At 72.0% G+C, this 20,530-nt stretch carries 17 protein-coding genes; 9 read left to right on the forward strand and 8 right to left on the reverse strand.

Translation table 11 applies throughout. The features are described 5' to 3' along the window. Positions 1-28: 28 nt before the first annotated feature. From ABZ906_RS42245 to ABZ906_RS42255, 3 genes are all read right to left on the reverse strand, one after another. Complete coding sequence (locus ABZ906_RS42245) at positions 29-1,387, reverse strand: sulfite exporter TauE/SafE family protein (RefSeq protein WP_361391960.1); 1,359 nt, start codon at positions 1,385-1,387, stop codon at positions 29-31. Positions 1,388-1,688: 301 nt separating this feature from the next. Beyond that, on the reverse strand, positions 1,689-3,026 hold the full coding sequence (locus tag ABZ906_RS42250; protein ID WP_361391963.1) for a hypothetical protein: 1,338 nt from the start codon (positions 3,024-3,026) through the stop codon (positions 1,689-1,691). A gap of 157 nt (positions 3,027-3,183) precedes the next feature. Beyond that, complete coding sequence (locus ABZ906_RS42255) at positions 3,184-4,743, reverse strand: DUF4331 domain-containing protein (RefSeq protein WP_361391965.1); 1,560 nt, start codon at positions 4,741-4,743, stop codon at positions 3,184-3,186. Positions 4,744-4,956: 213 nt separating this feature from the next. On the opposite strand from ABZ906_RS42255, the gene ABZ906_RS42260 reads away from it, so the two are divergent. The 4 genes from ABZ906_RS42260 (at position 4,957) to ABZ906_RS42275 (ending at position 8,648) form a co-directional block, all read left to right on the forward strand. Beyond that, positions 4,957-5,511, forward strand: a complete 555-nt coding sequence (locus ABZ906_RS42260; RefSeq protein ID WP_361195759.1) for a sigma-70 family RNA polymerase sigma factor — start codon at positions 4,957-4,959, stop codon at positions 5,509-5,511. Further along, positions 5,508-6,338, forward strand: coding sequence for an anti-sigma factor (locus ABZ906_RS42265; protein ID WP_361391968.1), 831 nt, complete (start codon positions 5,508-5,510; stop codon positions 6,336-6,338). The genes ABZ906_RS42260 and ABZ906_RS42265 overlap by 4 nt, the downstream gene beginning before the upstream one ends. A gap of 116 nt (positions 6,339-6,454) precedes the next feature. Continuing rightward, entirely contained in the window at positions 6,455-6,721 is a 267-nt protein-coding gene (locus ABZ906_RS42270; RefSeq protein ID WP_361195755.1) for a hypothetical protein, read from the forward strand. A 274-nt stretch (positions 6,722-6,995) separates the two neighbouring features. Next, positions 6,996-8,648, forward strand: coding sequence for an amidohydrolase (locus tag ABZ906_RS42275; RefSeq protein WP_361391971.1), 1,653 nt, complete (start codon positions 6,996-6,998; stop codon positions 8,646-8,648). A 15-nt stretch (positions 8,649-8,663) separates the two neighbouring features. Here ABZ906_RS42275 and ABZ906_RS42280 read toward each other — a convergent pair whose 3' ends face one another. Both ABZ906_RS42280 and ABZ906_RS42285 read right to left on the reverse strand, forming a co-directional pair. After that, positions 8,664-9,446: an ABC transporter permease gene (locus ABZ906_RS42280; protein ID WP_361391974.1), complete on the reverse strand. Its 783-nt coding sequence runs from the start codon at positions 9,444-9,446 to the stop codon at positions 8,664-8,666. Between the two features lie 63 nt (positions 9,447-9,509). Next, positions 9,510-10,448 carry an ATP-binding cassette domain-containing protein gene (locus ABZ906_RS42285; RefSeq protein ID WP_361391977.1) on the reverse strand — a complete coding sequence of 313 codons (939 nt, stop codon included), beginning with the start codon at positions 10,446-10,448 and terminating at the stop codon, positions 9,510-9,512. A 63-nt stretch (positions 10,449-10,511) separates the two neighbouring features. Here ABZ906_RS42285 and ABZ906_RS42290 point away from each other — a divergent pair, with 63 nt between their 5' ends. Continuing rightward, complete coding sequence (locus ABZ906_RS42290) at positions 10,512-11,222, forward strand: TetR/AcrR family transcriptional regulator C-terminal domain-containing protein (protein WP_361391980.1); 711 nt, start codon at positions 10,512-10,514, stop codon at positions 11,220-11,222. A gap of 24 nt (positions 11,223-11,246) precedes the next feature. Here the strand turns inward: ABZ906_RS42290 and ABZ906_RS42295 are convergent, their stop codons facing one another. The 3 genes from ABZ906_RS42295 to hmgA form a co-directional block, all read right to left on the reverse strand. Further along, positions 11,247-12,446, reverse strand: a complete 1,200-nt coding sequence (locus ABZ906_RS42295; protein WP_361391983.1) for a type ISP restriction/modification enzyme — start codon at positions 12,444-12,446, stop codon at positions 11,247-11,249. 15 nt (positions 12,447-12,461) lie between these two features. After that, a complete protein-coding gene (locus tag ABZ906_RS42300) occupies positions 12,462-13,211 on the reverse strand; it encodes a GntR family transcriptional regulator (RefSeq protein WP_361391986.1) in 750 nt (249 codons plus the stop codon). 61 nt (positions 13,212-13,272) lie between these two features. Further along, a complete protein-coding gene (hmgA, locus tag ABZ906_RS42305; RefSeq protein WP_361392079.1) occupies positions 13,273-14,619 on the reverse strand; it encodes a homogentisate 1,2-dioxygenase in 1,347 nt (448 codons plus the stop codon). A gap of 101 nt (positions 14,620-14,720) precedes the next feature. Here hmgA and ABZ906_RS42310 point away from each other — a divergent pair, with 101 nt between their 5' ends. The 4 genes from ABZ906_RS42310 to ABZ906_RS42325 all read left to right on the forward strand — a co-directional run bounded on the left by ABZ906_RS42310 (position 14,721) and on the right by ABZ906_RS42325 (position 20,508). Next, complete coding sequence (locus ABZ906_RS42310; RefSeq protein WP_361195743.1) at positions 14,721-15,359, forward strand: TetR/AcrR family transcriptional regulator; 639 nt, start codon at positions 14,721-14,723, stop codon at positions 15,357-15,359. Positions 15,360-15,444: 85 nt separating this feature from the next. Further along, positions 15,445-17,697, forward strand: a complete 2,253-nt coding sequence (locus tag ABZ906_RS42315; RefSeq protein WP_361391989.1) for a molybdopterin oxidoreductase family protein — start codon at positions 15,445-15,447, stop codon at positions 17,695-17,697. Between the two features lie 121 nt (positions 17,698-17,818). After that, positions 17,819-19,264 carry a citrate:proton symporter gene (locus tag ABZ906_RS42320; RefSeq protein WP_361391992.1) on the forward strand — a complete coding sequence of 482 codons (1,446 nt, stop codon included), beginning with the start codon at positions 17,819-17,821 and terminating at the stop codon, positions 19,262-19,264. Then, on the forward strand, positions 19,264-20,508 hold the full coding sequence (locus tag ABZ906_RS42325; RefSeq protein ID WP_361391995.1) for an MFS transporter: 1,245 nt from the start codon (positions 19,264-19,266) through the stop codon (positions 20,506-20,508). The genes ABZ906_RS42320 and ABZ906_RS42325 overlap by 1 nt, the downstream gene beginning before the upstream one ends. The last annotated feature ends 22 nt before the right edge of the window (positions 20,509-20,530 follow it).

The following is a 20,530-nucleotide window of genomic DNA, read 5'->3' on the forward strand; positions in this document are numbered from 1 at the left end:
CAGCCGTGCGATTCTCCACAAAACTACCTCAACCGAGCGCTGTTGCCGCCCCTTTGAACACCAATCCACACCCGAGGGCGACCACGACACAGGCGGAGCCGAGCGGCAGGAAACGCTGCGTGGCCCGGTGCAGCCACCGGGGCCCGCGGACCACCCGGCGCCCGGCGAGGGACCCGACCCGCACCACGAGGAACCCGGCGGCCGTCAGCGTGACGGCGAGGCCCACCCCGTACGCGAGGACGAGCAGCAGCCCGAACCAGGCCTCGCCCAGGGCGGCGGCGCCGACGAGCACCACGACCGCGGACGGGCTGGGCACGAGACCGCCGGCGAAGCCCAGGAAGAGGGCGCCGCGGAGGGTGGGCGGTGCGTCGTGCGTGTGGTGGTGCGTGTGAGGGTGAGGGTGGTGATGCCGGGCGTGCTTGCGCCGCCGCCAGGCTCTGCGCACGAGCAGGGCTCCCGCGCCGGTGACGAGGACGCCGCTGACCACTCCGAGCCAGGCGATGACGGACGGGGCCGCGACCGAGCCTCCCGCCACGAGCAGCCCCAGGGCGGTCACCCCCAGCGTGTGCGTGACGGTCACGGAGGCGGCCAGCGGGAGGACGTCCCGCAGGGAGGCGTGGCCCCGCGCGGCGGCGGTCGCGGCCATCAGCGTCTTGCCGTGCCCGGGCGCGAGGGCGTGCAGCGCCCCCAGCAACAGCGCGGTGGCCAGGGCCAGTCCGGCAAATCCGGGGGTGAGGTCGTGGCGGGCGACGAGGCCGGTGAGGGCCTGCGTCCACCGGTCCGCGCCGCGCGGCAGTACGGAGGCGGGCGCCTGTGGCCGCTCCTCGCTCAGGGCGGGGCCGCCGGGGGCGATGCGCAGGCTGGCCGAGTCCTCGCCGGGCGGCGATTCGAGCAGCCGCTGCGGATAGCGGGTGAGGCGCTTCGACACGGACTCGCGCGGTACGTCGGACGCGCTCAGGGTCATCCGGTCGCCCTGCGCGGTGACTTCGCGCCAGCCGGGGCCCGGCCGGCCCGCCGCCTTGAAGCGGGCGGCGAGCTCGGTGCCCCGGGGGAGCGGGGCACCGAGCTCGCACTCCACGCGCAGGGTGGGCAGTCCGGCCTGCCCGTCCCGGCGTACCGCCCGGGCCTGCTCCACGCGGAGTTCCGCCGCTCGCCCGTCCACCCGCAGCAGGCTGCCGCGGGCGGCGTCCTCGCACCGCCCTTCGGCCCAGCTCCGCATCCCTACGCGCTTGATGCGGGGCTCGGCCTGGGTGGCCGGGATCTCGGCGAGGTCCTCGACGTGGTCGACCCGCAGATGCCCGGGCCTCGCCACGAGTCCGTCGTACCGATTGACGGTGAAGTTCCCCAGCGGGTGAGCGTGCGCCTCGATGGCGGGCAGCAGCACCATCAGGAGCCCCGCGAACAGGGCAGCGCCCCCGCAACCAACCCCCCGCCACTTCACAGTGGCCCCGCAACGCCGGCACCCCGAACAGACATGTCCCGCCCACCCACCCGATTGCCCCGCAGCGACAGTGGTGACGGCCCGCACCCGGCGTCGAGACGTGAGGGGGTGTGTCGGTATTTCCGCCCGGAGCACGGTTCGCGGCGCTCCGGTGCCGAAGCAGCCAGGCGCCCAGAGGCGGATGGCGAGGACGGACATACCGGCGCGGCCCCGCCCCCAGGACGGAGCAGTACCGCACTGGACGGCCTCACGACGCTCCCCCCGCTTCCTTCTCAGCCTTCGCGACCGTCGGAGAGAACCCCGGGTTCAAGTCCAGCGCCGCAGACTTCCAGCGGCGAGCCGCTGCCCCGTGGCCCGTCGCCCCCTCGATCACGCCCCGGTGGTAAAGGAAGGACGCCTCGCGGAACCCCGTCGCCGTGGCCCGGCGTGCGTACGGCAGGGCTTCCTCCGAGCGGCCGTTGACGTGCAGGGCCCAGGCGAGCGCGTCCGCCGTGTGGACGGTGTGCCGCCGCCCCCACTCCGCCCGCGCCGCCCGCAGCGCCGCCCTCCGCTCGCCCCGCGTCCCGTGATCCGTCAGCGCGACCGCCGCGTCCAGGTCCGCGTTCACCCCGTTCGCCCGGGCCAGCGACACCCACGCGGACACCAGCGCGTACTGCTGCCGGGCCTTCGCCGCGTCACCCCGCTCGCCCCGCGCCTCGTACAACTCACCGAGCGCGACCAGCGGCCCCGGCAGCGGCGCCCGCGCGACGACCTCCCGGAGCCCCCGTATCGCCCGCCCCGTATCGCCCTGCCCGGCCCACGCCCGGGCCCGGCACTCCAGCGCCGGAAGGTACGAGGCGTCGGCCCGCAGCGCCTTCCCGCACTGCTTGAGCGCCTCCCCGTACTGCCCCTGCCGCCAGGCGAGCTGCCCCAGGGCCGTGGCCACATACGCGACGTCCCCGGCACCCGCACCCCTGCCCGGCCCGGCGGCCAGCGACAGCGCGCGCCGGGCCCCCGCCACATCACCCCGGAGCTCCCGCACATACGCGTACCGCGTGAACACCGGCACCCCGGGCCGCCGTGCGTCGGCCTCCCCGGCGGCCCGCGACGCCGCCCCGTACCGCCCGAGCTCGACCAGCGCGTCGATCCGCGAGGCCAGCGCGCCCTCGCTCCGCGGGTTCACGTCGAGCGCGGCCTCCGCGTGCCGCAGCGCCCCCGCGAAGTCGTGCCGCGCCGCGGCCAGCGCGGCCCGCCCCGCGAGCCCCGCGTCATTGCGGGGCCGCACTTCCAGGGACCGGTCGAGAGCGCGTTCCGCCTCGCGGTAGCGCGACGGGTCACCCTGCGTGCGGGCCTGCTCGACATAGGCGGTCCCCAGCGTCGCCCAGGCCCCGAAGTCGCGCGGCTGGTCCCGCAGATGAGTCTGCAGCGCCTGCACGCCACGCGCGAGGTCGGCACCCCGAAGCGCGCCCGGCGCCACGGCGACGGACGACGACGGCGACCGGCCGGGCCCGTCCTCACCGCCGACCACCACGGCACCCCCGGTGATCGCGAACGCAAGAGCGACGGCCGCCACCACGGACCGGCCGACAGGACGAGGCAATGCCATCACTGGACCTTCCACGAGAAGTCGATGAGACGAGAAAGAGAGAAAAGAGAGAAAAGAGAGAAGACGGAGAAGACGGAGAAGACACCCGGAGGAGGGAGAGAAGGCGCGGCCCGCAGGGGGATTAGTGCGGGCCGCGCCGGTCATAGGGGGGAGGGACTCAGCCCGCGACCCCGGAAGACCCCCGCCTGCGCCACCACGCGAGCCCGAGCCCGACGAGGAGCACACCGGCCACCCCCGCGGCCGCGGACGCGATCAGCACGGCATCCGTGTCGTCGCCACCGCCGGAGCCCGGACGCCCGGGCACGGCACCGCCGTTCAGCGCGTCACGCGCCGCGCTGTTGTCCGCGTCGCCGCCCTTGGCCAACGGTCCCCGTGACCCGGACGTGGGCAGTGCCACGTACGGGAAGGTCCCGCCGAACTTCTGGTCGTTGACGTTCACCGCGTCACCCAGGTCGTTCTTGTTCCCGACGAGTTCGCCCTCGACGGCCTGGAGTTCGATGTCGACGACGTCATCGGCGAGCCGCCGCCCGTTCGGGAACCCGGCGTTGTCGCCGTCGAGCACCCCGAGCCGCTTCGGCGATTCCGCGGGCTTGATGGACGTGTTGAGCCGCAGGGCCTCGGCGGGCCGTACGCCCGGCGGCTGGTTGAGGTCCTTCACGCCCGTCAGGAACACCGACACGAGGTCATTGCGCGGCTCGTCCGGCGCCTTCAGCTTGTAGATCTTCTCCAGGAGCTTCGGCAGCTCGGGCTTGGTCACGTACTTCAGGAACTGCGCGTCGTTCCAGGGCGAGGACGCGTTGAACTTGTCCTTGTCCTTCTGCGGCACGACCACCTCGTTGACCAGCGGGTTGCCCATCCGCGACACCTGGGTCCACTTGCCGCCCGCGTTCTTGCGCTGGGTCGTGGACCAGATGCCGACGGTGGGCTGCTTCCCCGACTGCCGTATCTCGGAGGTCGGCACCTGAAGGGCGAGGGAGTTCACGTTGTAGCCCTTGAGGGTGTCCCTGCCGACCTCCGACAGGTCACCGCCGTACAGCAGGTCGAACACCCGCAGATCCAGGAAGAACGGATCGTCGGCCTGCCCGGCGAACGTCGAGCCGCCGCCCTTGACCGGGGTCACGGCCTGGTCGCGCAGCTTCTTGTAGTTCGGCATGGACGCCTTGCCGACGTGCGACGGCGCCGTGGGCACGTCGTCGGCGATGGTCGTCTTCGAGGTGACCTTCTGGTCCTTGAGCTTGATCAGCTCCAGGTCGTACGTCTGCGTCACGTTCAGATCGGGATCGTCCAGGCTCGTCACGGGCCCGGTGTTGTAGAGGAACGTGTCGCCGTTCTTGGTCTTCGTGTCGAACGTCCACCGGTAGAGGAGATCGCCCTGCGCGTCGCCGTCGCTGTCGATGTGGACGTCGTACTGGGCGTCGTCGGCCCACGGATAGAAGTTGGGACCGCCGGCGGGCTCCTCGAAGGGCAGCCAGTTCGCCACGATCGTCGTCGAGTCGGGCTTGTCCGGGCTCACGAACGCGTACACGTCCGTGTTGTCGTACTGAGGCTGCCCGGAGATCAGCGGGGCCTCCCGGTGGCTGGCGGCGCCCGCCGTCCCCGGTTCGAGTGCCGTCACGCCGGCGGCTGCGAGCCCCCCGGCTGCCAGTGCGCCACAGACGAGCGCGGCGAGGCCGCGCCTGCCGCGCCGCCCCGTCCGGCCCTTGGCGATAGCTGTCATCGCGTCCGTCCTTAACTGTCCTCGCGCGACCCCGCACGGTGCGCGGAGGCCGCCTGACGAACGCCATTCGGGGATCAAGGGCCCGGCGGATTGGCCCGGTTGCCAATCCGGTGCCTTCTCTCGCGTCGAATCCCGCTGCGACCGGACAGTGAGCCGCCCGGCCCCGGCCGGACGAGAGCCGTCCGGGGCCGGGAAGAGGTGAGGGGGACACGCATGGGGCCCGACGAACTGCTTCCACTGGTCGCCAAGGGCGACCAGCAGGCCTTCGAGGAGTTGTACGGGCTGGTCTCCGGACCGGTCTACGGACTGACCCGCCGCGTCCTGCGCGATCCGGCGCAGTCCGAGGAAGTGGTCCAAGAGGTGCTGCTCGAACTCTGGCGGACGGCCGCCCGTTTCGACCCGGCGCGCGGCAGCGCACTCTCCTGGATCCTCACGCTCGCCCACCGCAGGGCAGTGGACCGGGTGCGCAGCGTCCGCGCGGCGAGCGACCGGGAGCGGCGCGTGGCCCAGCGCGGCGACGTCCCCGCCTTCGACCAGGTCGCCGAGGCGGTCGAGGGCAGGCTGGAGCGCGAGTGGGTGCGCCGCTGCCTCCGGCACCTCACGGACCTCCAGCGCCAGGCCGTCACCCTCGCCTATTACGACGGCTACACGTACCGGGAAGTGGCCCGGCGCCTCTCCGTTCCGCTCGGCACCGTCAAGACGCGGATGCGGGACGGGCTGCTGCGGCTGCGCGCATGCCTGGGCGCCGCGACGGGAGGCGCGGCATGAGGAGGGAGAGGAGCGACAGGCAGTTCGTCGGCGGCCGGGCTTTCGGGAGCCTGCCTTCCGGCGGGCCCGCCGGGCAGCGGCTGCGGACCCGCCTGGGGGTGCATTCCCTGGCCGTCCCGTACGCCCTGGACGCCCTCGCGCCCCGCGAACTGCGCCGCTTCGAGCGGCATCTGCCCCGCTGCGCACCCTGCCTGACGCAGACCAGGGAGCTGGCCGAAGGCGCCGTACGCCTTGCGGGCGCCGCGGCGACCCCCGCGCCGCCCGGCCTGCGCGAGCGGGTGCTGACCGCCGTACGCACGACGGAGCAGGAGCCGCCCCCGCGGGCGCCCGTGACCCGCGGCGCGCCCCCGCGCGCCCGTGTGCTTCTTCTCCCCGCCGCCGTCCTCACCGTGCTCGTGCTCGTGGCGTCCGCGGTCCTCGCCCTCCAGTTGACGCGCGCCGATGACCGGCTCGACCGCGAGCGCGCCCGGGCACGTGAGATCGCCCACGTCCTGGCAGCTCCGGACGCCCGCGCGGCCGGGGAGCGGGACGCGTGGGGGCGCGGCATCAGCGTCGTCGCCTCGGAGTCCAGGCGGCGCGCCGTGGTGACCGTCACAGGGCTCGGGCCGCCGCCTCCGGGGCGCGTGCACCAACTGTGGCTCGTGAGGCCCGCCGCCGCGCCCCGGTCGCTGGGGCTGCTCGACGGCGAAACGCCCGTGATCGCCTCCGGTGTGGGTGCGTCCGGCAGGTCACTGGCAGTGACCACCGAACCCGACGGAGGCTCAGAGCGGCCCACTTCTGCCCCTCTTGTCCAACTCGCCCTGGAATCAGATGGATTCGGAGAGTAATCGTCAACCTCCTTACGGGGTAGGTGAATACCGTGACCGGGATACACGAGTGTCGTGCGAGGGCGATAGGGTTAACCTGCCCTGGGCCGGGTGCCCTCGTACGGGTGGGGAGTGACATGGAACAGATAACGGTGCGCAGCAGGGCGCGTGTCCCTGCGATCACCTGCGGGAGCAGCGCGACCAGCTCGCGTCTCGACCGCCATCTCTCGGTGCTGGGCGGCCCCGCCGTTCCGCAGCGCGAGACGGCCGAGGCGACGCTGCTGATGCGTGAGCTGACCTCACGGGGTGCGCATGACCACAGTGGCCGACGTGCACGTGTGCGAAGGGTCTCCCTCTTCGCTCCCTTGCGCAGGCTGCGGCGGTCGCTCTTTGGGGGTCGCTGACCACGGGTGGTCGGGGGTTCGGCCGTCGCTCAGCGGCGGATTGCTCCCACCCACCCGCCCCTTCCCCTGTCACACACGTCGCTCATCACGCCCCTGACGTAACACCCGTGTCATGCGCACCTGTTGACGCCGCAACTTTCCGGCCCCACTGTGGCTGATTGTTTGGCCGATACACCCAACCTCACCCCCGGAGGTGCGCGTGTGTGACCTGCACGATCAGCATGAGCATGAAGTTCTCCCCGCCGGCGGCCAACCCCTGAGCCGCCGTCGCATCATGCAGCTCCTCGGCACGGCCGGTGTCACCGCCGGTGCCATGACCGCCGACGCGGACCCGGCGATGGCCGCGGGCGCCGACGACTCTCCCGCCGCCTACGAACCGCCCGAAGGCCTCGCGGCCGACACCCCCGCCAAGCGTGCGGCGCTCGACTGGATCACCTCCCACGACGACCGGATCACCGGCCTGAACGCCGAGATCTGGGACAACGCCGAACTGTCCCTGCGCGAGTGGAAGTCCTCCATCGCCGAAGCCGCATTCCTCGAACGGGCCGGATTCGACGTGCGGTTCGGCACCGCGGGCTTCCCGACGGCCTTCACCGCCACGTTCACGCACGGCAAGGGCGGTCCCGTCCTCGGCTTCAGCGGCGAGTACGACGCGCTGCCCGGCCTCTCGCAGCACAAGGGCGTCGGCCACCACGATCCGCGCGAGTACGTCCACGACCCCTTCGCGCCGGGCTACGGCCCCGGCCACGGCTGCGGCCACAGCGCGCTCGGCACGGCGGCAGCAGCCGCGGCGGCGGCCGTCGCGCAGGCCGCGAAGAAGCACGGGCTTCCCGTCACCGTGAAGTTCTTCGGCTCCACCGCCGAGGAGATGCTGATCGGCAAGACCTACGCCGTCAGCAAGGGCGTGTACGACGGCCTCGACGCGTTCCTCGACTGGCACCCCTCGACGGCCAACGCGACGGGCTGGGGCAGCACCACCGCCATGACCGCCGTCACCTTCACCTTCCTCGGTGTGGCAGGACACGGCGGCACCCCGCTCGGCAACAAGTCCGCGCTCGACGCCGCCGTGATGATGGCGACGATGTCGGAGTTCCTGCGCGAGGAGAACCTCACGCCGAGCGGCCGGCTGCACTGGGTGATCAACAACGGCGGCGACATCCCGAACGTCACCGCCGAGATATCCGAGATCTCGTACTACGTACGCGAAGGGAGCCCCGCCCGCGTCAAGGTGCTCCTGGACAAGGTGATCGCGGTCTCCGAGGCGGCCGCGAAGGCGTCACAGACGAGCGTGCGGCACCGCGTCACGTCGGCCTGCTGGAACCAGCTCCCGTCCAAGGCGTTCGCCGAGCTCCTGCACGCGAACATGCGTGAGATAGGCCCGCCCGAATTCACCTCCGAGGCGCACGAGTTGGCCAAGCAGCTCCAGGAGTCCCTCGGTCTGCCCCAGAAGGGCATGCACGACAAGGTCGGTGAACTGACGCCGCCCAACCCGGTCTTCGCGGGCGGCGGTTCGACGGACGTCGCCGACATCAGCTGGAACGTCCCCACCGTCTCGATGGGCGCCGCGCTCGCCCCCATCGGCACCAAGATGCACACCTGGTCCACCGCGGCCTGCGCGGCGGCGGCCCCCGGCCAGGCCGCGGTGATCGCCGCGGCCAAGTATCTGGCGGCGACGGCGGTCGACCTGATCACCCAGCCCGAGCGCCTGAAGGCCGTCAAGGACGAGTTCGCCGAGCGCACGAAGGGCGTGCACTGGAAGACCGCGCTGCCGGACGGCTATGAGCCGCCCATGTACGAGCCCCCGGCGTGGTTCCTGAAGAAGACGGGCCAGAAATGGCCGCCGTCGAACATCACGTGGCCGCCCGAGCGCGTGGTGTCCCGGGAGAAGTTCTCCTCGCTGGGACCGGAGCTCGCCCCCCAGAAGTAGGGCGCGGCCGACCGCTCACCGTCCCCCGCGCGCGTACCGGCGGACGGCGAGCGGCACGCACACGCCCAGCAGCACGAGCGACCAGAGGATCGCCCCGGCCACGGGATGCGCCACCGGCCAGGCCGCGCCCTCCGGTACGGGCGCGTTGCCGAACAGATCGCGCACCGCGGTGGCCACCGCGCTGATCGCGTTCCACTCGGCGACGGTGCGCAGCCAGCCGGGGAGGCCGTCGGCGGGGATGTACGCGTTCGAGAGCAGCGGCAGCATGAACGTCGCGCCGCCCAGCTGTCCCGCCGCCTCCTCGCTCTGCGAGGCCAGCCCGAGCAGGATGCCGATCCACGTCGACGCGAACCGGAAGAGCAGCAACAGGCCGAAGGCGCCGACGGCCCGGAGCGGCCCGCCCTCAATCCGCCAGCCCATCGCGAGCCCGACGAGCACCAGCGGCACAAGACCCGCGGCGGTGGTGAGCAGATCGGCGGCGGCCTGCCCGAGCGGCACCGCGGAGCGGCTCATCGGCATCGTGCGGAAGCGGTCCATGACGCCCCGGTGGGAGTCCTGGGCGGCGGTGAACATGCCGGTCATGATGCCGTTCGCGGCGGTCGCGACGAGCATCCCCGGAACGAGGAAGGCGCGGTAGTCGGCGCCGGGCATGGCCAGGGCGCTGCCGAACACGTAGCCGAAGAAGAGCAGGAAGACGATGGGCATCGTCTGCGTCAGGACGAGGATGGCGGGCGCGTGCCTGACGCGCCGCAGATGCCGGCCGAGGACGGCGGTGCCGTCGTAGAGGATGGCGTTCAAGGGAACCTCCGTGCGGGGTGATCGGGCGCGTGGGCGGGCAAAAATCCGCCGCGAAGCGGTGGTCTAGGAAACGCGGGCGACAAGCCGAAGAAAGACCTCGTCGAGAGTCGGGGCACGCAGCGTCGCGTCGACGACAGGCACCCCGGCCGCATCCAGCTCACGCACGACCCGCGGCAGCGTCAGCCGCGTATCGAGGGCGACGACCCCGGCGGTACGCCGCTCGGCATCGAGGACCGGCTCGCCCCCGGTGAGCTGGTCGAGCACGACCGCGGCGGCGTGCAGCGCCCGCGCCTCCGCGTCCTGCGGCAGCACGACCTCCACATAGCTGCCGATCTGCGCTTTCAGCGCCACCGGCGTTCCGCGGTGCGCGACGCGCCCGCCGTCGATCAGGACGATCTCGTCGGCGAGCTGGTCCGCCTCCTCCAGATACTGCGTGGTCAGCAGCACGGTCGTGCCCTCGGCTGCCAGCTCCCGCACGGCGTCCCAGATGCCGCCCCGGCTGTGCGGATCGAGCCCGGTGGTCGGTTCGTCGAGGAAGAGAACACGCGGCCGTACGAGCAGACTTGCCGCGAGGTCGAGCCGCCGCCGCATGCCCCCGGAGTAGGTGCGGGCGGGCCGGTCGGCGGCGTCCGCCAGGTCGAACCGCTCCAGGAACTCGTCGCCCCGCGCCCGCGGAACCCGCAGCAGCCGCGCGAAGAGCCGCAGGTTCTCCCGCCCGGTCAGATCGCCGTCGACGGAGGCGTACTGCCCGGTCACGCCGATGATCCTGCGCACCGCGGCGGCCTCCCGCACCACGTCGTGCCCCGCGACGAGCGCGCGCCCGGCGTCCGGCGCCTGGAGCGTCGTCAGCAGCCGCACCGCCGTCGTCTTGCCTGCGCCGTTGGGGCCGAGCAGACCGCAGACCGTGCCCTCGGGGACGGCGAGATCGAGCCCCCGCAGAGCGTGGACGTCCCCGAAGCGCTTCTCCAGACCTTCACTAAGTACAGCGTACGTAGAAGTCATAGCGGCACGGTACCTCACTACGTACGCTGTACGTAACTAACATGGGTGGCGAGGTGATGATCAATGGCGGGCCGAGCGGCCGAACCGGAAGTGATCTGGGCGCGCCCCGAGCGTGCGGGCCGTGGCCCGAAGCCCGCGTACAGCAGGGCGGACATCGCGGCGGCCGCCGTCCGCATCGCCGACGCGGACGGCATCGAGGCCGTCTCCATGCGCAGAGTCGCGGGCGAACTCGGCTGCGGCACCATGTCGCTCTACAACTACGTGCCGCGCAAAGAAGACCTGTACGAACTGATGGTCGACGCGGTGAGCGGCGAGTACGAGCTGACGGCGGGAGCGCCGGACGCGGACTGGCGCGCGGCGATGCTGGCGCTCGGCCGCCAGACGCGCGACCTCATGCGGCGCCATCCGTGGATGCCCCGGATCATGTCTGCGCTCTACGGCTTCAGCCCGAACGCCCTGCGCTATCTGGAGCACTGCCTCGGCGCCCTGGACGGGCTCGACGCGCCCTACGGCACCAAGGCGGAACTCATCGGGATGGTCAACGGCTCGGTCATGACGTACGTCGCCAACGAGCTGGCCATGGCGGAGCGCGCGCGGGCGCTGCCGTGGTCGGCGGAGCGGGAACAGCAGGTGCGGTACGCGTATCTCGCCGGGCAGGTGGGCACCGGGGCCTACCCGCGGCTCGCGGAGGCGCTCAAGGAGGCGCCGGCGCCGGGCGACGCGGACGAGCTGTTCGACCGGATGATGAACCGGCTCCTGGACTCGTTCGCCTGAACGGGACCGGAGGCCCGGCCGGGATCAGATGAGGGCGAACTGGCCGCCGGGGCCCTCTTCGTGGTGGTCCAGTACGGACGCCGGGCGCCGTGCGGCATCGGGGGCGGGAAGCACGCCCGCGCGGCGCAGCTCCTCCGGCGTGACGAGGAGGCCGAGGTCCGCGGTCAACTCGTCGCGCAGCGGCTCCAGTTCCGCGAGGAGCGCGAGCACCGTGATCAGTTCGAGGAGTTCGGACGTCCAGGCCTGCGGCCACCGGTCGGGCCCGATCGCGTCGAGCGTGCCCGCCTCACCCGCGGTCATGCGCCGCTCGAACCACAGCTCCAGGACCCGCACTCCGCTCACCTCGAAGTCCCACGCCTCCCGCGGCACCGGTGAGATGCGGCCCTCGTCCACGCACAGCGCCTCCGCGTCGGCGTCGTACGAGAGCTCCGCGGGGCGGGCCGGCAGCGGTGCCCGCACATACGGACGCCGCCCGCCGGGGAGCTTGGGGCGGGCGCCGTCACCGCGGGCCTGGAGCGCGAGGACACGGCGTCCCAGCTCGGTGCCCCGCTCCCAGACCCCGGCGTCGGACGTGAGCGGCACCCGGCATCCCGCCGGGGACGCCTGCGCCACGGCCAGCGTCCAGGCCAGCAGGTCGACGGCGCCGACGTCCTGGCCGAGCGAGGCCGAGAGGTGGGCGAGCAGGCCCGGAGCCACGTTGGGTTCAAGGCCGCCGGGGCGGCGGAACAGCGGGCGGATGCGGCCCGGCCGCCCGGCGGGGGAGCGGCCGTCCGGCAGCACGGCCGAGGTGAGCACCGCGGGCCCCGCGGCGCCGGTGACGTAACCCTGTTCGACGAGGAACAGCTGGCCCTCGCCCGTGACCCGCCACAGCTCCGGGCGCGCGGCGTCGATGAGCCGGTGGTCCGGGATCAGCCACTGCTCGTCGAAGGGGCCGTGCAGGACGCGCACGGGATCGGGGCAGGGGCCCGTCTCCGCGGCCAGCGCGGCCGTTGATCCCTGGTGGCCGGGGAGTTGCGCGACGGCGGTGTGCAGGGTGCGCGAGCGCGAGGGCGAGAGCAGCCTCTCGCGCTCGGCCGTGTCCGCCCGCAGGAACGCGGCCCAACGGGCTCTGAGGGATGCGGCGTCCGGTCCCATCGGCCACCCGCGGCCCGGCCGGAGCGGTGCGACGGACCACGGCATCAGGTCGGCGAGCAGCGCCGCTTCGTCGTGCGTCACGCCCGGCATCGTACGTCGAGACCCTTACGTCGCGTCGAGGGTGACCGTGAAGGAGAAGCGGTCGCCGCGGTAGTGGATGCGCGCCACGTCCAGGGCGCGTCCCTCCTCGTCGTACGTGATGCCCGTGTAGTGCAGGATCGGGCTGAGCAGCGGCACTTCGAGGAGACGGGCCGTCTCCGGGTCGGCGAGCGTGGCCTCGACGGTGTCGGTGATGCGGCTGATGCGGACGCCCACGACATCGCGCAGCACCTTCGTCATGGGCCAGCGCGCCAGATCGTCCAGCTCGACGCGCTCCGCCAGCTCGGGGCGGATGAAGTTATGGGCGTGATTGGTCGGTTCGCCCGTCTTCTCGTCGCTGCGCAGCCGGTGGTACGTCGCCACCTCGGGCAGATCAGGGAAGTGCTCGGCGAGTTCGCCGGAGACCGGGGCCGTGCCGTGCGCGAGCAGCTCGGTGCTCATGCCCGACTGCTGGGCCACGATCGCGTCGACCGAGCCGAGCAGCCGGACCGGGGAGCCGCGCCGGGCGCTCGGCTCGATGAACGTGCCGCGCCGCCGGTGCCTGCTGATCAGGCCCTCGTCCTCCAGCTCCTTGAGCGCCTGGCGCATGGTCAGGACGCTCACTCCGTAGTGCCCCGCCAGCTGCTCCTCGGTGGGCAGCCGGAGCGGGGCGTCGGGTGTGCGGCCGAGTATCGAGGCGCGCAGAGACTGCGACACCTGGTACCAGAGCGGGAGTTTGCGATTCAGGACGATCGAGTCCGGGGCGAAAGCGGTCACGGTCTCTCCGAATCAGTCCGCATCGGCTTCGAAACGGGATCAGCTACAGGCGGTAACGGGATCAGTTTCGAAAATGGCGCTCCAGACCCTCCCACACATCGTCGTATCCGCGCTGCAGGTGGGAGGCCTGAGCCGCCTGTTCGGTGGCCGTCACCGGCCAGCGTGTCTCGAACATGAAGGCAAGCCCGTCGTCGATCTTCTGCGGCTTCAGCTCGGCGGCCGACGCCTTCTCGAAGGTGTCGCGGTCGGGGCCGTGCGCCGACATCATGTTGTGCAGCGAGCCGCCGCCGGGCACAAAACCCTCCGCCTTCGCGTCGTACGCGCCCTCGATCAGGCCCATGTACTCGCTCATCACGTTCCGGTGGAAGTACGGGGGCCGGAAGGTGTCCTCGCCGACCAGCCAGCGCGGCGCGAACACCACGAAGTCGACGCCCGCGAGGCCCGGGGTGTCGGACGGCGAGGTGAGCACCGTGAAGATCGACGGGTCCGGGTGGTCGTAGCTGATGGTGCCGAGGACGTTGAAGCGACGCAGGTCGTACACGTACGGGACGTGGTTGCCGTGCCAGGCGACGACGTCGAGCGGAGAGTGGTCATAGGTCGCCTGCCACAGGTTGCCGCAGAACTTGTTCACCACCTCCACCGGCCGCTCCACGTCCTCGTAGGCGGCGATCGGGGCCCTGAAGTCCCGTGCGTTCGCCAGGCCGTTCGCGCCGATCGGGCCCAGGTCGGGGAGCTGGAACGCCGCGCCGTAGTTCTCGCACACGTACCCGCGGGCGCTTCCGTCGAGCAGGTCGACGCCGAAGCGCACCCCGCGCGGGATCAGCGCCACCTCGCCCGGTTCGGCGTGCAGCAGCCCGAACTCCGTGCGCAGCAGCAGGCCGCCCTGCTCGGGGACGACGAGGAGTTCGCCGTCCGCGTCGCTGAACACCCGGTCCGTCATGGAGGAGTTGGCGTGGTAGAGGTGCACGGCCATGCCGGTGCGCTGGGTGGCGTCGCCATTGCCGCCGAGTGTCCACAGGCCCGCGAGGAAGTCCGTGCCGGGCGCGGGCTCGGGGAGCGGGTTCCAGCGCAGCCGGTTGGGGTCGGGAGTCTCGGCGAACGGCGCCGTGCGGATCGCGCCGTTGTCGGCGCGGGTGAACGCCGGGTGCGCTGCCGAGGGGCGGATGCGGTAGAGCCAGGAGCGGCGGTTGTGCGCGCGGGGCTCGGTGAAGGCGGTGCCGCTCAACTGCTCGGCGTAGAGGCCGAGGGGCGCGCGCTGGGGGGAGTTGCGGCCGTGCGGCAAAGCGCCGGGCACTGCTTCGGAGCTGTGTTCGTTGCCGAAGCCGGAGAGGTACGTCAGTGCCTCCGCCGTCTTGCGCGCGCCGTTCGCGTCCGTACGGCCTGCGTCGCTGGTGTTGTCCCGGCTCATCATCGCTCCCTCGTCCACGATTCCTATGGGACACCGTAGGATTCCCGTTTTCCTTCCGCAAGGGGGATCCATGGATGTGAACGATGCTCTACTCTCCGGGGGTGTCCCACGGTGATCAGCACAAGCCCCCGCCGCCCCCGAAGACCCTGCGCCGCGTGCCCGTGCAGGAGCGCAGCGCCGAGCGCCTGACCCGCATCCTCGACGCCTGCGCCGAGGTTCTCGACGAGGTCGGCTACGAAGAGTTGAGCACCCGCGCCGTCGCCATCCGCGCGGGCGTCCCGATCGGTTCGGTCTACCGCTTCTTCGGCAACAAGAGGGCCATGGCGGACGCACTGGCCCACCGCAATCTCGACGCGTACGGCGAGCGGGTCGCGGCCCGCATGGCAGGGGCGGAGCGCGGCGACTGGCGCGGCGCCGTCGACGCGGCCTTCGACGAATACCTCGCCATGAAGCGCACCGTCCCCGGCTTCGGCCTGGTCGACTTCGGCATCCCCTCGGCCCCCGACGCGATGCCGGACGCCAACTCGGACGTCGCCGAGCGCGTGGCCGGGCTGCTCGCCGCCCACCTCGACCGGCCCCTCGACGAGAAGCTGCGGCGCACCGTGCTCGTCGGCGTCGAAGCGGTGGACGCGGTCCTCCAACTCGCCTTCCGCGCCGATCCGTCGGGCGATCCCGGCCTGATCGACGAGACGCGCACCCTGCTGCACTCCTATTTCGCGGGCTCACTGGACCGAACCTGATCCCCGCAGGGTCCTGACGGCATGCATACCGGTCGGTATGGTGAGAGCGCACGTGCGCCGTAGCCGCCGCCCCGGAGGGTCCTCCATGCCCAGCACCGCCCTGCGTATCTGCCCCCTCTGCGAAGCCACCTGCGGGCTCACGCTCACCGTCGAAGGCAGCCGGGTGACCGGTGCGCGCGGGGACCGGGACGACGTGTTCAGCCGGGGCTTCATCTGCCCCAAAGGCGCCTCCTTCGGAGAGGCCGACGCCGACCCCGACCGCCTGAAGGGGCCGCTCGTCCGCAGGAACGGCGTCCTGGAGGAGGCGACCTGGGACGAGGCGTTCGACGCCGTCGCCGCCGGGCTTCGCCCCCTGATCGAGAGGCACGGGCCGCAGGCGGTCGGCGTGGTGCTCGGCAACCCCAACGTGCACACCATGGCCGGGGGCCTCTACCCGCCCGTACTGCTCGGCTCGCTCGGCACCCGCAACGTCTTCACCGCGAGCACCGTCGACCAGATGCCCAAACACGTCTCCAGCGGGCTCCTCTTCGGCGACGCCTTCGCCATCCCCGTGCCCGACCTGGACCGCACCGACCACCTCCTCCTGCTCGGCGCCAACCCCCTGGAATCCAACGGGAGCCTGTGCACCGCCCCCGACTTCCCCGGCAAGCTGAAGGCGCTGCGCGCCCGCGGCGGCACGCTCACCGTCGTCGACCCGCGCCGCACCCGCACCGCGAAGCTCGCCGACCGGCACCTTCCGATCCGGCCCGGCACGGACGCGCTGCTCCTCGCTGCCATGGTCCGGGTCCTCTTCGAGGAGAAGCTCACCGACCTCGGCCCGCTGGAGGAGCAGGTGGAGGGGGTCGAAGACGTACGGGAGGCCGTACGTGACTTCACCCCCGACGCCGTGTCCGCGGCCTGCGACGTGCCCGCCGACACCATCCGCGCCCTCGCCCGCGAACTCGCGTCGGCACCCACCGCCGCCGTCTACGCCCGCGTGGGCGCGAGCACCGTCGCCTTCGGCACGCTCACCAACTGGCTGGTCGACGTCCTCAACGTCCTGACCGGCAACCTCGACCGGCCCGGCGGCGCCCTGTTCCCCCTCTCGGCCACCGACCGCGAGCCCCGCCCCGCGGGCCCCGGCCGGGGTTTCGCCCTCGGCCGCTGGCACAGCCGCGTGAGCGGGCACCCCGAGGCCAAGGGCGAACTGCCCCTCGCCGCGCTCGCCGAGGAGATCGACACCCCCGGCGACGAGGCGATCCGCGCGCTCGTGGCCGTCGCCGCCAACCCGGTGCTCTCCGCGCCGGACGGCGACCGCCTCGACAAGGCCCTTGCCTCGCTCGACTTCATGGTCAGCGTCGACCCGTATCTGAACGAGACCTCCTGCCACGCCCATGTGGTCCTGCCGCCGCCCCCGCCGTCCCAGAGCCCGCACTTCGACTTCGCCTTCAACGGATTCGCCGTACGCAACCAGGTCCGCCACACCCGCGCCGCGGTGCCCCTGGCGGACGGCAGGATGCCCGAGACGGAGATCCTGGCCCGGCTCGTCCTCGCCGCGAGCGGCATGCACGGCGCCGATCCGGCGGCCGTCGACACGATGGTGATCGACAGGGCCCTCGGCAAGGCCGTCACCGAGCCGCACTCGGTCGTGTACGGGCGTGACCCCAAGGAGCTGTCCGCCCTCCTCACCGGCGAGAGCGGACCCGAACGACGGCTCGACCTGATGCTGCGCCTCGGCCCGTACGGCGACGGATTCGGCGCCCGTGAGGACGGTCTCACTCTCGACCGGCTCCTCGCCCACCCGCACGGCATCGACCTCGGCCCCCTCGAATCCCGCCTCCCGCAGGTGCTCAAGACCCGCAGCGGACGCGTGGAGCTCTTCCCGGAGCCGATCGCGGACGACCTGCCCCGCCTCACGAACGCGCTGCGCACCGCGCCGGACGAGCTCGTCCTCGTGGGGCGCCGCCATCTGCGCTCCAACAACAGCTGGATGCACAACGTCCGCACCCTCACCGGCGGCACCAACCGCTGCACCCTGCACGTCCACCCCGAGGACGCGGCCCGCATCGGCATCGAGGACGGCGGCCACGCGCGCGTGCGGGCCGCCGGAGGCTCGCTCACCGTCCCCGTGGAGGTGACCGACGCCGTGCGCCCCGGAGTGGTCAGCCTGCCGCACGGCTGGGGCCACGACCGCCCCGGCACCCGTCTGGCCGTCGCCGCCGAGAACCCCGGCGCCAACGTGAACCAGCTCCTGGACGGCACGCTCCTCGACCCGCTCTCCGGGACGGCGGTGCTCAACGGCTTCCCGGTGTCCCTGACCGCCCTCGTTCCGGCAGCTGCTCCGGCGGCAAGTCGTTGACCTGGAGTTTTGCGCTTATTGCTCGCACGTCAACATCTTGTTAACGGATCTGAACCGGTCCTAACGTCATCCGGACCGCCAGACCTGGTGGGAGTTCGATGGTGAACGTTAGGTAGCCCCCATGCTGACAATCCTCGGATTCGTCATGATCGCCACCTTCCTGGTGCTGATCATGATGAAGAAGATGTCGCCGATCGCGGCACTGGTGCTGATCCCCGCGCTCTTCTGCGTGTTCGTAGGAAAGGGAGCCCATCTCGGGGACTACGTCCTCGAAGGCGTCGGGAATCTGGCGCCCACGGCGGCCATGCTCATGTTCGCCATCGTGTACTTCGGCGTCATGATCGACGTCGGCCTCTTCGACCCGATCGTCCGGGGCATCCTGCGCTTCTGCAAGGCGGACCCGGTGCGCATCGTGGTCGGCACCGCCGTGCTCGCCGCGATCGTCTCGCTCGACGGCGACGGCTCGACGACCTTCATGATCACGGTCTCGGCGATGTATCCCCTCTACAAACGCCTCAAGATGAGCCTCGTCGTCATGACGGGTGTCGCGGCCACCGCCAACGGCGTCATGAACACGCTGCCCTGGGGCGGTCCGACGGCCCGCGCCGCGACCGCGCTCAAGGTCGACGCGGCCGACATCTTCGTCCCCATGATCCCCGCGCTTGCCATGGGCCTCGTGGCCGTCTTCCTGCTCTCCTACGCACTGGGTCTGCGGGAGCGCAAGCGGCTCGGCATGCTCTCCCTGGACGAGGTCCTGGAGAAGGAGACGGCGAGCGAGACGGTCCTGGTGGGCGCGGGCGGCGGCACCGGCGACGGGCGTATGTCTCTCACCAAGAAGACCACCGGGGGAGCGGGCTCGGGCACGGACGCCGACGCCGCTTCCGGGTCCTTTGGCGGCGACAACGACGAGGACGAGGACGAGGGCTTCCAGGGGCTCGACCCGAACCGGTCCACCCTGCGCCCCAAGCTCTACTGGTTCAACGCCGGTCTCACCGTGGTCCTGCTCACCGCCATGATCATGGAGTGGCTGCCGATCCCGGTCCTCTTCCTGCTCGGCGCCGCGCTCGCCCTGACCGTCAACTTCCCGCACATGCCCGACCAGAAGGCCCGCATCGGCGCCCACGCGGAGAACGTCCTCAACGTCACCGGCATGGTCTTCGCGGCCGCCGTCTTCACCGGCGTGCTCCAGGGCACCGGCATGGTCGACAGCATGGCCAAGTGGCTCGTCGACGCCATCCCGGAGGGCATGGGCCCGCAGATGGGCCTGGTCACGGGCCTGCTGTCGCTGCCGCTCACCTACTTCATGTCCAACGACGGCTTCTACTTCGGCGTCCTGCCGGTCCTCGCCGAAGCCGGCCAAGCACACGGCGTCGGCACCCTGGAGATCGCCCGCGCCTCGATCGCCGGTCAGGCCCTGCACATGTCGAGCCCGCTGGTGCCCGCCGTGTACGTCCTCGTCGGCATGGCCAAGGTCGAGTTCGGCGACCACACCAAGTTCACCGTCAAATGGGCCGTGCTCACCTCGCTCGTGGTGCTCGGCTCCGGAATCCTCTTCGGCATCATCTGATGCCATCGACACCGGGCCGGTCCTGGTTGCTGCGCCTCGTCATCGCCTTCAGCTTCGCGCAGGGGGCGGTGTCGATGGCGCGTCCGGCCGTCTCCTACCGGGCGCTCTCCCTTGGCGCCGACGAGCGGGCGATCGGCGTCATCGCCGGTGTGTACGCCCTGCTTCCGCTCTTCGCGGCCGTGCCGCTCGGGCGCAGGACGGACACCGGGCGGTGCGCGCCGCTCCTTCCGATCGGCGTCGTCCTGATCTCCGGAGGGTGCGCGCTCAGCGGTACGGCGGGTTCGCTCGGTGCGCTCGCCGCCTGGAGCGGTGTGATGGGCCTGGGGCACCTCTGCTTCGTGATCGGCGCCCAGTCGATCGTCGCGCGGCAGTCCGCCCCCGACGAACAGGACCGCAACTTCGGCCACTTCACGATCGGGGCCTCGCTCGGGCAGCTGATCGGGCCGATCGCCGCGGGGTCCCTCATCGGGGCGGGCATGGGGCGTACGAGCGCCTTCGCGCTGCTGGTGTCGGCCGGGGTCGCCGCCGTTTCCTTCACTTCGCTGTGGCGGATCGAGCATGTGCGGTCGGTGGCGCCGGGGAGTGGGGCCGCCGCTTCCAAGGTGCCGGTGCTCGGCATCCTGCGGACCCGGGGTGTCCCGGCCGGGATCTTCATCAGCCTCGCGGTGCTCTCCGCCACCGACATCCTCACCGCCTATCTCCCCGTGGTCGGTGAGCACCGGGGCATCGCGCCCGCGACGGTCGGGGTGCTGCTCTCGCTGCGGGCCGCCGCGACCATCGCCTGCCGGCTCGTGATGACGCCGCTGATCAATCTGCTCGGGCGGACCGTGCTGATCGTCGTCACGTGTCTGCTGGCGGCCCTGCTGTGTGCGGGAGTCGCGCTGCCGGTGCCCGTGTGGGGGCTGGGGGTGATGCTCGTTCTGCTGGGGTTCTGCCTGGGGGTCGGGCAGCCGTTGTCGATGACCACGGTGGTGCAGGCGGCGCCCGACGGGGCTCGGTCCACGGCTCTCGCGCTGCGGCTCACCGGGAACCGGCTGGGGCAGGTGGCCGCGCCTGCCGGGGCGGGGCTGATCGCCGGGGTGGCGGGGGTCGCGGCGCCCTTCGTGATGCTGGGCGGGCTGCTGTTGGTCGCGGCCGGGTTGGGGCTGAGGCGAAGCCCTGCGCGGCCGTCCCCTGGCTCGCCCCTTCCCGAAGCCGGGGAACCTGCTCCCGGCCCCCCGCTCCTCAAACGCAGGAAGGGCTGAGAAGACCGGAGGCGCCGACGAG

It is taken from the genome of Streptomyces sp. NPDC046925, from assembly GCF_040644915.1.
GTDB lineage: Bacteria > Actinomycetota > Actinomycetes > Streptomycetales > Streptomycetaceae > Streptomyces.

Bases quoted from the DNA above. Each gene is read 5' to 3' on its own strand.
- ABZ906_RS42245 (WP_361391960.1), bottom strand. From the start codon at position 1,387: ATGGTGCTGCTGCCCGCCATCGAGGCGCACGCTCACCCGCTGGGGAAC.
- ABZ906_RS42250 (WP_361391963.1), bottom strand. From the start codon at position 3,026: ATGGCATTGCCTCGTCCTGTCGGCCGGTCCGTGGTGGCGGCCGTCGCT.
- ABZ906_RS42255 (WP_361391965.1), bottom strand. From the start codon at position 4,743: ATGACAGCTATCGCCAAGGGCCGGACGGGGCGGCGCGGCAGGCGCGGC.
- ABZ906_RS42260 (WP_361195759.1), top strand. From the start codon at position 4,957: ATGGGGCCCGACGAACTGCTTCCACTGGTCGCCAAGGGCGACCAGCAG.
- ABZ906_RS42265 (WP_361391968.1), top strand. From the start codon at position 5,508: ATGAGGAGGGAGAGGAGCGACAGGCAGTTCGTCGGCGGCCGGGCTTTC.
- ABZ906_RS42270 (WP_361195755.1), top strand. From the start codon at position 6,455: ATGGAACAGATAACGGTGCGCAGCAGGGCGCGTGTCCCTGCGATCACC.
- ABZ906_RS42275 (WP_361391971.1), top strand. From the start codon at position 6,996: ATGCAGCTCCTCGGCACGGCCGGTGTCACCGCCGGTGCCATGACCGCC.
- ABZ906_RS42285 (WP_361391977.1), bottom strand. From the start codon at position 10,448: ATGACTTCTACGTACGCTGTACTTAGTGAAGGTCTGGAGAAGCGCTTC.
- ABZ906_RS42290 (WP_361391980.1), top strand. From the start codon at position 10,512: ATGGCGGGCCGAGCGGCCGAACCGGAAGTGATCTGGGCGCGCCCCGAG.
- ABZ906_RS42295 (WP_361391983.1), bottom strand. From the start codon at position 12,446: ATGCCGGGCGTGACGCACGACGAAGCGGCGCTGCTCGCCGACCTGATG.
- hmgA (WP_361392079.1), bottom strand. From the start codon at position 14,619: ATGAGCCGGGACAACACCAGCGACGCAGGCCGTACGGACGCGAACGGC.
- ABZ906_RS42315 (WP_361391989.1), top strand. From the start codon at position 15,445: ATGCCCAGCACCGCCCTGCGTATCTGCCCCCTCTGCGAAGCCACCTGC.
- ABZ906_RS42320 (WP_361391992.1), top strand. From the start codon at position 17,819: ATGCTGACAATCCTCGGATTCGTCATGATCGCCACCTTCCTGGTGCTG.
- ABZ906_RS42325 (WP_361391995.1), top strand. From the start codon at position 19,264: ATGCCATCGACACCGGGCCGGTCCTGGTTGCTGCGCCTCGTCATCGCC.